This is a genomic window from Adhaeribacter sp. (assembly GCF_057359045.1).
In genome coordinates this window covers 51,754-61,101 of sequence record NZ_JBMQUD010000123.1, presented here as the reverse complement: position 1 = coordinate 61,101, position 9,348 = coordinate 51,754, and the positions used below count along the sequence as shown (strand labels likewise).

General features: G+C 45.0%; 10 protein-coding genes. 2 read left to right on the top strand and 8 right to left on the bottom strand.

All coding sequences use genetic code 11. The features are described 5' to 3' along the window. The 4 genes from ACO1R6_RS18960 to ACO1R6_RS18945 all read right to left on the bottom strand — a co-directional run. Nucleotides 1-334 (bottom strand): Hsp20/alpha crystallin family protein (locus ACO1R6_RS18960; protein ID WP_486266648.1); only part of this gene is annotated, 334 nt, incomplete at its 3' end. Between the two features lie 590 nt (nucleotides 335-924). After that, entirely contained in the window at nucleotides 925-1,209 is a 285-nt protein-coding gene (locus ACO1R6_RS18955) for an SH3 domain-containing protein (RefSeq protein ID WP_486266647.1), read from the bottom strand. A gap of 334 nt (nucleotides 1,210-1,543) precedes the next feature. Then, on the bottom strand, nucleotides 1,544-2,425 hold the full coding sequence (locus ACO1R6_RS18950; protein WP_486266645.1) for a helix-turn-helix domain-containing protein: 882 nt from the start codon (nucleotides 2,423-2,425) through the stop codon (nucleotides 1,544-1,546). Between the two features lie 62 nt (nucleotides 2,426-2,487). Continuing rightward, complete coding sequence (locus tag ACO1R6_RS18945; protein WP_486266644.1) at nucleotides 2,488-2,883, bottom strand: DUF983 domain-containing protein; 396 nt, start codon at nucleotides 2,881-2,883, stop codon at nucleotides 2,488-2,490. A gap of 209 nt (nucleotides 2,884-3,092) precedes the next feature. Here ACO1R6_RS18945 and ACO1R6_RS18940 point away from each other — a divergent pair, with 209 nt between their 5' ends. After that, nucleotides 3,093-3,314, top strand: coding sequence for a TM2 domain-containing protein (locus ACO1R6_RS18940; RefSeq protein WP_486266643.1), 222 nt, complete (start codon nucleotides 3,093-3,095; stop codon nucleotides 3,312-3,314). A 51-nt stretch (nucleotides 3,315-3,365) separates the two neighbouring features. Here ACO1R6_RS18940 and ACO1R6_RS18935 read toward each other — a convergent pair whose 3' ends face one another. From ACO1R6_RS18935 to ACO1R6_RS18920, 4 genes are all read right to left on the bottom strand, one after another. Continuing rightward, on the bottom strand, nucleotides 3,366-3,575 hold the full coding sequence (locus ACO1R6_RS18935; RefSeq protein WP_486266642.1) for a YwbE family protein: 210 nt from the start codon (nucleotides 3,573-3,575) through the stop codon (nucleotides 3,366-3,368). A 20-nt stretch (nucleotides 3,576-3,595) separates the two neighbouring features. Continuing rightward, nucleotides 3,596-3,991, bottom strand: coding sequence for a DoxX family protein (locus ACO1R6_RS18930; RefSeq protein ID WP_486266641.1), 396 nt, complete (start codon nucleotides 3,989-3,991; stop codon nucleotides 3,596-3,598). Nucleotides 3,992-4,218: 227 nt separating this feature from the next. Beyond that, nucleotides 4,219-4,518 (bottom strand): SH3 domain-containing protein, encoded by a 300-nt coding sequence (locus tag ACO1R6_RS18925; RefSeq protein WP_486266640.1) that lies wholly within the window; start codon nucleotides 4,516-4,518, stop codon nucleotides 4,219-4,221. Between the two features lie 363 nt (nucleotides 4,519-4,881). After that, the gene (locus ACO1R6_RS18920; RefSeq protein ID WP_486266639.1) at nucleotides 4,882-7,680 is read right to left on the bottom strand and encodes a T9SS type A sorting domain-containing protein; all 2,799 of its coding nucleotides are present in this window, start codon (nucleotides 7,678-7,680) and stop codon (nucleotides 4,882-4,884) included. Nucleotides 7,681-8,213: 533 nt separating this feature from the next. On the opposite strand from ACO1R6_RS18920, the gene ACO1R6_RS18915 reads away from it, so the two are divergent. Next, nucleotides 8,214-9,257, top strand: coding sequence for a 2Fe-2S iron-sulfur cluster-binding protein (locus ACO1R6_RS18915; RefSeq protein ID WP_486266638.1), 1,044 nt, complete (start codon nucleotides 8,214-8,216; stop codon nucleotides 9,255-9,257). The last annotated feature ends 91 nt before the right edge of the window (nucleotides 9,258-9,348 follow it).

The following is a 9,348-nucleotide window of genomic DNA, read 5'->3' as shown; positions in this document are numbered from 1 at the left end:
GCAAACTAAAGCTGCGGTTAAAAGACTGGTAACTAAATTCGCGGCGGGCATAGTTGCCCTTTTCGTCGTTTTCTTCGTGTTTGTTTTCTTTCTGAGCCGAAATCAGGAGCATGTTATTATCTAACGCTACTTTAAAGTCTTCTTTGCTCATGCCAGGGGCGGCTACTTCCAGCTCAAAAGCCTCGTTGGTTTCTTTAATATTTACCGCTGGTACCCAGTCATTGCTGTTATTATGATTTAGCGGCCAGTTAAACCAATCCCTTGTTAGCATATCATCAAAAAAAGAAGGGATGGTCGGAAATAAGTTCCGGTTGCTTTTTACTAAAGTTCCCATAATCAAATCCTCCTTTTTATTTTTAACTAAACCAATAGCTTAAAAAGCTAAATGGTTTAATACAAATGCTTTGCCAAGCCTGTTTTCTGAAATATTGACAGAAATTAAGTTTATTTCGGACGAATATTTCTGAAAAAATTTCAGCCTGGTTCAGCAAATAAATGGCTGTTCATATCCTGCAGGGCTTACCTCAAGCAAAATTGACAGCTGTTTCAGAAAGGTGAAATGGTGGGAGCAGTTAGGATAACCATTTTGCCCAATTACCATAACGGGCAGGTAGGTGCTCTGTTAGTTAATATATTTTACTGAAAAGAAAAGGTGAGCTTACGGGCTCACCTGGTTTTCTGCAGGCTTACGGGCCTGGTTGGCTATTTTTTTGCCTGAACTTACGGGTTCAGTAGGGGAAATAGAGAAATAAGCTTACGGGCTTACTTTTGTAATTAGGGTAAACTTACGGGTTTACGCAATTTTAAAAGGAACTTACGGGTTCCCTTTTTGTAATAACCAGATGAACTTACGGGCTCATCTTTTTAAACAATAGCGGGCTTACGGGCGCGCTTACTTTATTAGGGGAAAAGGCAGGTGTTAGGTTATTTGGTCTCGGCTTTTATTTCTTTTAGGGTGGCCAGTTCTGACAACAGCACATAACCGGCTTGGCCGTTTACTGTAACAATACCCCATTGAGCATTATGCTTGCGCACAAACGTAATCCGGTGGGTTGGGTTAAGGGTTTGCAGCACCGCGGTAGAAGTAGCCGCTTGCTGAAACATTTTTACGTTTTCGTGCCGTACCTGGGCCGCAACGGTTGGGTTAGGGGCGGCCATGGTAAAGCCTACTTGTACTAAAAGAGCCAGGGTAAAAATTATTTTTTTCATAGTTTTAGCGCATTGATATTACAGAGCTTAAATATTTTTTAATTTAAAAGCCTTGGTAAGCGGCTTCGCTTAATATTTATGCAACGGCCGTGCCAATTCTATAAATGCTGCTAAATCCTTTAAAACGGCTGTTTTAGCCCGATAATTCTTTTAAAAACGTCCGTATCCGAACGGTACCGTTCGGTAGTAGAACAACTTTATATTGATTAGGTAATTATTTTAGGGTGTTTAACAGGCAGGCGGTTTGGCCGCTCCGTGTATGCTGGTGCAACTGTACGCTAATGCGCTGGCCGCCTTTTGGGTGAGCGGAAATATTTTATTGCCGAAATTTTATTTAGGCGATTGATTGCCGGAATTGTTCGGGAGTTTGGCCGGTGTGTTTTTTAAAAAAACGGGCAAAGTACGAATTGTCAAAATAGCCGAGTTCGGCGGCTACCTGGGTTATGGTTAGGCCCGAGTGCGTAAGCAAGCGGCGGGCTTCCAGCAATAAACGCTCCTGTAATAATTCCAAAGCCGATTTTCCCCAGGTTTTTCTACTCATATCGTTTAGTTGGCGCGTACTCAGGTGCAGTTTTTCGGCGTAAAAGCTTATGGGCTGGTGCTGTTTAAAGTGCTGCTCAAACAAATTCTGCAAGTGTTCCGGGGCCGGGTACATGGTGGTAGTAGCAAAAACTGCAGGGCCGCAGGCCATTTCGTAAATCCGGCTTAAGCTAATAAGTAAAATATGCAGGTAACTGCCCACGGCTTCTTCCCAGTAACGCGACCGGTTGCGGTGTTCCTGTGCTATATTCCGGAAAAGCGTATGAATAGCCGGAGCCTGGCTGGGCGTGAGCATCAGTAAAGGTTTAGGCCGCAACGTATTAAAAAACGGGAACCGGTATATTTGGTGCTGCGGAAAGCAAAGCCGGTAAAACTCGTCGTTGAAAAATAAAATAAAGCCGGTGGTATCGGCCGATAGCTGCCAGGCATGCACCTGCCCCGGCCGGAGAAAAAAGATGGCCCGCGGACCAACCGGGTAAGTATTGAAGTCGATGGTGTGGGTGCCGGTGCCCTGGATAAACAGCAGAATAAGGTAAAAATCGTGTTTGTGCGGCTTCTGGATAAACGTATGCTGCTGTAAATGGCTCTCAATCCGATTCAGGTAAAAACCGGGTCCTTGTCCGCTTGCCTGCGTGAAATCCTGAATCTGGTATATAGGTAATAGTTCTTCCGGCATTTTAGGCAATAGTAGCACCTCGCCAAAAATACAGAAACAATTATTACCTGCGCGCTAAAACCTTACTTTTTCGGTATTAAAGCGCAAGGTCCTTCGTACCGGATAAAAATATTAATCCACAGCGCCCGCGACAACCGGAAAGTAACGGGTAATAGCCCTATGGCCACCGCCAGTACAACCCCGGCCACCATGAGGGTGGTTATTTCGTCTACCAGAAAATACAAAACTACTAAAACGCCTAAAAATATTGCAGTACTAAAAGCAAAGCTCACGTACATGGCCCCGTAATAATAGCCGGGCTCGGGCTCAAAAGTTTGGCCGCAGCAAGGGCATTGGGGGTACATATCGGCAAATTTACGGCTGTATAAGGTGCCCGGTACAAACATATTGCCTTCGCGGCAACGCGGACATTTAGCTGCTATAATAGTACTTAATAACGATCTTTTCCTGTGTTCCATAATATAAAAGCACTTTATGGCTTATACTCTATTACGGCACAAAAGTATTACTAATACCGCACCTTTTTACCGGACAGAAACTACAAAGTATAGCACTATCCGGCTGGTTTTTGCTTACCGGTTAAAACTTAAATTGGAGGCGTAAAAGATGTTAAAAATATATTACTTTTAAGCCGTGGCCCAACCGGTGCCGTAAAAATTTAATCTGTATGAAGTCTAAATTGCTGGCGTATCTGTTGTGGTTCTTTCTGGGGTTTCTGTCGTTGCACCGGTTTTACCTGGGCAAAGTAGGTTCCGGCATTTTGTACCTGGTTACTTTTCAGTTATTCGGGATTGGCTGGCTAATAGATGCTTTTTTACTTAGTGGCCAGGTAGATAATTACAACAACAGTCGCCGGATTGAGCAACTGGAGCGGCGGGGCTATCGCTAGCGAAAGATCCGGTCTTAAACAGCTTTACTTCTGTAATCCGGTAATAGCCGTTTAAACTTCTTCGGCCGCGTCTATAATATCGGCTACGCGGCCAATTTGCCCGTCTTGGAGGCGCACTTTTATGCCCCGCGAATGAAAGGCCGCACTAGTAAGAATATTTTTTACCACACCGCGGGTAAGTTTGCCGCTCCGCTGATCTTTTTTCAAAATAATATCAACTAACAAGCCTGGGTAAATGTCTTTTCGGTTTTGCCCGTTCATAATTTTTCTAGTTGTTTAGCTTATAATTTTAGGCGGTCTTGCTGTTCGTACAAAGATAATCCGTAAGCGGTAGCCAATACGTAAACTAACTGCGTACCGGCCGTGCCCCAATCTTCTTTCAGGGTGGTGCCAAATAACAGCGCTGCCAGCACCAAACCGCATAGTATTAACCCGTAACGGCCTAAGCGGCCACCCGCCAGAATTAAAATGCCCGCCAGCAATTCTAAAATAGGTAACACAATTAAAAAGAATTTAACCAGCGGTGCCGGCAATACGGTTCCCTCGAAACCAGCGGCCATTTTGGTGGCAAATGCATTTAATTTAGGCAGCCGTACCAGGCCGTGCATCAGCATGTTAATGCCTAATCCTAATCTTAAAATAAATAATGCCGAAAAGGTCTGAAATATTTTAGCCATAGGTTTTGCCTGCGTTTCCGGGCTTAAAGTTAACCAATTATCTTACACGAAAGGCATGCCCCTGCTAACCCCTTGCTTTAACCGCTATTTTAGAAATAGTAATACTGCTAAATTCTGCGCCGTCTTACGCTATAGAAGCATTTGCCGGTATAATTAATAAATAAGAAAGGGACGTACTTTTTAGTACATCCCTTTCTGTTTAACCGAATAAAGCAATTTACCTGGGTTTAGCGCTTGATTTTTGCTGCCGCCAGGTTTTGGTAAGTGGCTGGCCGGGTTAATTCCGAATGCAATACATAACCTACTTCTTCGTCCACGGTTACAATAGTCCAGAGGTTGTTGTACCGGCGTACTATTTGCAAACGGTCGGCGGTGCTCAGGTTGCGGATAACTTTCGTGGATGTGCCGGGCTGTTGGTACATTTGTACATTTTCCTGCCGCACCTGCGCGGTAAGAACTTGTTTATCGGTGGCTGTGGCACAAACAACTTGTACTAATAAGGCAAGGGTAAAAATGAGCTTTTTCATAGTTTTAGTTTTTTAGATGGCGTTTAATTATTTTTTTTCATGTTTTATTTTGACCTCAGAACTTAGCCTGGTTAAAGCAACAATTCTGGTTAATGGCTTCGGGATAGTATTTACAACCGTTGTGCCAGTTTTAAAAAGGCCTGAATGCCTTTAAAAAGGCACTTTTTGGTGCATCATGGCCTTAAAACTGTTCATAACCGGACGGTGTCGTCCGGTTATAATACAACAAGAAGAGTAGAAATAATCGGGTAGGCGGTTGGGTTAATTAGCAGGGATAAAGCAGCCGGAAAGAGCTGGATATAAAAATGCTGGCCTGCTCCTAAACGAAAGAAGCAGGCCAGGAAATTTTCAGGGATAAAAAAACTATCGTCTTATTTCTATTCTTCTAACCAGGCTTTCTATGCCATCCGACACCTGCAGGTAATAATACCCATTGGGGGTAGCTTGCAAATCAAAATCTATCTCATACATAACGTGGCTCTTGGCCACTACCGTAGACGTTACCAGCTTGCCATTGCTGTCGTAAATAACAAAAGTGTAATCTTTGTCTTTCCGGTTTTCCAGTTTCACTTTTAATTGGCCGGGGCTGGGGTTCGGATAGGCAATCAGCACAATACCATCTTGCGGCACATCATCTACATATACCAATACTGTTTGCTGCACCGGCTCGGCCGCTAAATAATTTTCATTGCCTGCTTGGCTGGCTTCTATTATTACCTGGCCTTCGCCGGTAAAAGAAAGCAGATTGCCCGTTAAACTTCCCGGACCCGATACTACCCGATAAGCTACCGGTAAACCAGCCGAAGAAGTAGCCGATAAAGCTAAATTTGTATTGGCTTTTACTGGTGCGGCAGCGGTAAACATAAGGGTTTGTGAAGCTTTATTTACTTCAAAAGTTTGGGAGGCTGTAACCGGAAAATATCTGTTGTCGCCGGCCTGACTGGCCTGTACGGTAACCGTACCCGCTCCTGTAATGGTCAGGAAGCCTTCTTCGTTAATGGTGGCCGGCCCGGAAGAAACTACCAGGGTAACTGGCAAACCAGAGCTCGCGCTGGCGATAAACTGAAAAGGTTCGTCGCCGTAGGTTACATCGGTTAACTGGCCAAAACTAATTTCCTGGGTTTTTCTTTGGAATAATTCCCATTCGGCAAACTGGGTGTTGTTGTTATTACCGTTCAGAGTAATATTCAGGCGGTAGTAAATAAACGATTGTGTGTTATCCGGAATACTAAAGGTGCGGGTAAGCGAGCGGGTCGGGAAATCTTCATTTGTGCGGGTGTCCAGGCGGGTCCAGGTAGTACCGTTATTAGAGCCTTGTAAGTTCCAGTCTTTGGGGTCGCGCTCTTCTGAATCAAAGCCCGAAGTAATGGTATAACTGGTTACAATGGCCGGCACAGCCGATTGGTACTGCACCCACAAAGCTTTTCGGCCATTCTGGTAATATTTGGTATTATAATCATTGTCGATTATTTTCTCAAAATTCTCGTCGGGGCGGTTACTTACATACTGTGCTGTTAAAACGCCGCCATTATCAGTTATATCAAAAGCTTCCAGGTCGGCTTCATTCCCAGTGCCAGTGCCGTTAGCTATTGGCGGTTCGGCAACCAGCTGTTGCGTTCTCGCCCGTAAGGGTATCCATAAATTACCTTGTAATTGTTCGGGCACCACAATATTATTTACGGCCTGCTCGCCCAAACGCTCCCGCAATTGCTGTAAATAAAGGCTGCGCAGCGGCACATGGGTACCCCAGCTTTCCCAGTAACCAGTATTTTCTTGTTTTAACCCAATGCAGCCAATACCCCAGTTGCGGGCCGTGGGTGGGCTCTCTACTTCAAAATCGCTTTTATAAGATTGGCAGTTCCAGAACATGGTTTGGGCACCCGCCCAGCCGTGACCCGTACCGGACGCTTCCCGGTTTTGCACCCGTATTTGCCCGCCGTACACATTATCAAATAATAAACCGGTGGCCCAGCGGTGGTGCGGTCCAATGTCGGCCTGGGTGTTATCGGAGAAGCAATCCAGAAATACGTTGGGACCGGGTACTTTAGAGCCGGTTACATAATCGTGGCGCCCGCCCCAGGTCATACACCTTTGGAACAAATTACTTGTGCTGTTGCTTTCCAGATTAAAGGAATATTTCCGGCTGCCGGTAGTTTGAGATTTTGGATCGATCATGGCGCAATCTTCTATGGTATTAAAGCGCGACATGTTAGAAAGCCGGACCGCAGCGTAACCGAAATATTTGGCTACTACATTTTTTACCCAGCAATTTTCGGCGCGGTTAAACTGAATGGCATTCCAGCCGTGGGCCTCATCGCCACTGCTCCGGAACACCGACTCCAGGCGCATGTTTTCTACGCCCGATTCTGAAATCCGGCCGGTTACGTTAGATTTAAAAACCTCGCCGCCGCCATAAATGGTTTCGATGGGATCCACCACCGGAATATTAAGGGTAATATTATCACCACTTACTGCGGTTATTTTTCTTTCGAACTGAGTAATATAGCCCGAAGCCGTCCAGCCGAATTGAGCCATGTTTAAAACGGTAATCCAGGCTTCGTTGGGTGTTTTTTGCACAACTACGTTGTCGCCAACCTTAAAAGTATGGTTGGCAACCGCAAACGTTTTGGCTCCGGTTGCTACATAAGGCGTGGTAATTCTGGCTTTGCTGCCTGCCACTTCGGCAAAGCCACTCCCGGTTCCCCGCAATTCTATCAGGTTATGCTGCGTTCTTTGGGTAGCCACTAAAACAGTACCACTTACGCCATTGCCTTCGCCCCGCAGCACTACCCCGCCGGTCTGCAGAAACAAACTGCCTTCTACCGGGTAAATACCGGCTTTTAACAAAACTGCCCCCCGGAAACCATTGGCATCGACCGGTAGTGCGGCTACTCTGTTAATAGCTTCCTGAATTAGGGCCCGGCAATCGCCTTCCTGGGCCGAAATGGTTTCTTTTACTGGTAGTTCTGGTAATTTAACCCCGCCGCCCCGGTAACCCGCATTCGAAAAATCCGGCACCTGGTTCACGGCATTGGTCTGCCCCTGGTTGGCGTATAAACTGTACACTAATTTCCCGTTTTGCAGCGAAACCAAAGGGTCTTGCGCCGCCACCGGAAACATAAAAATAAGTAAGGCTAATACGGTAGTAAATAGTTTAAGCATATTTAATTGGTTAGGTGATTGGTGGATAACATTCGTGTAAATAAAATATTTAAGTAGTTAAGGGTAATGGATTGATAATTAAGTCTCATTTTCATCGACTTGAAAAGGCATGTAAATTCAGTTTAAAAGTTTAATATTTTCTCTGAAAGGTTAATGTCGCCCGCAAATCTTTTAATTCTAGCTATTGCGCCGTAAGCAGCTTGTGTATATTTTAAAAGAAATAAACTGTTTGGGTTAAGTATAATTAATTTTATTTAAAATATTTGATTTTCAGCACTTTTGTTTATCTATTCTAAAAGCGGGCTGAAGGCCTTTTATCAGCTCTAAGCCATTGAAATAATTATCCCGGGCAAAAATTACAATTAGCTGCGCAGTAATATCTCTGAATTAAAATCTAGTGGCAGGCTTTGATAAGACTGGGGAAAAGGCTAAAAAAGAAAAATGGGAGAATAAATGCGTTATGTTTTGCTTAACCAAGCCGCGGCTATTCGTAAAACCAGGGTAGCGGCTTACACTAAACCTAAATTACCGGCATGCACGCGTTGTACCAAACACTTATTATACAAGAAATAAAAGAAGAGGTAAAGGACTTTAAAACTTTTAGTTTTCGGGAAGAAGGGGCAAATAAAATCCGGTACGAGGCTGGGCAATATTTAACCTTGGTACTCCGGCAGCCCGGGAGAGAAATTCGAAGATCTTACTCAATTACTTCTTCGCCGGTAATGCCGGAGCCGCTTACCATTGGCATTAAGCGGATACCAAACGGGGTAGTATCGCGGCAAATGATAGATGAGGCCAAGCCCGGCGACGAAGTGCTTACCACCGGTACCGGCGGTTTTTTTACTTTGCCCGCAACTGTTGAGGCCCACAAACAAATATTCCTTTTTGCTGCCGGTAGTGGTATTACCCCCGTTTTCTCTTTAATAAAAACCATTTTGTACGGACATTCTCCGGTAGCCGTTGTTTTAATTTACAGCAACAACTCGCCGGATAGTGCTATTTTTAAAGAAGCTTTGGAAGAACTGGCGGCAAAGTTTCCGGAACGGTTCCGGCTTTTGTTTTTATTTAGTACTAACACCGACTTAAGCCGGGCGCGCCTGCACAAAGATTTGTTAAAATTACTTTTACACCAGGAAGCCATGGCTCCGCCCGAGGAGTTGTTGTGTTATGTTTGCGGGCCTTTAAATTACATGCGTATGTGTACTTATGGCTTGCGCGAAGCCGGGGTACCCGCGGCTAATATCCGGAAAGAAAATTTTAGCACCGATAAACCGGTTGCGCCGGCTTTACCGCCCGACACGGCGGCTTATCCGGTAACCTTAATGTACCGGCAAACCTCTTATCAATTGCAGGTACAATACCCTACCACTATATTAAGAGCCGCTCGCCAGGCCGGTATTACTTTGCCTTATAGCTGCGAGGCCGGCCGATGCGGCAATTGCGTGGCGCATTGCACCGCTGGTAAGGTATGGCACACTTATAACGAAGTTTTAACTGATAAAGAATTAGCGCGCGGGCTGGTACTTACCTGTGTAGGTTACCCGGTGGGCGGACCGGTAGTTTTAAGTATTCCGTAATGCTTCTTCCAAAATCATTAAAATAAAACGGGCAGAGAAGCATTAGCTCCTCTGCCCGTTTTATTTTTTGCCGGTACGCGTTACAAATAAA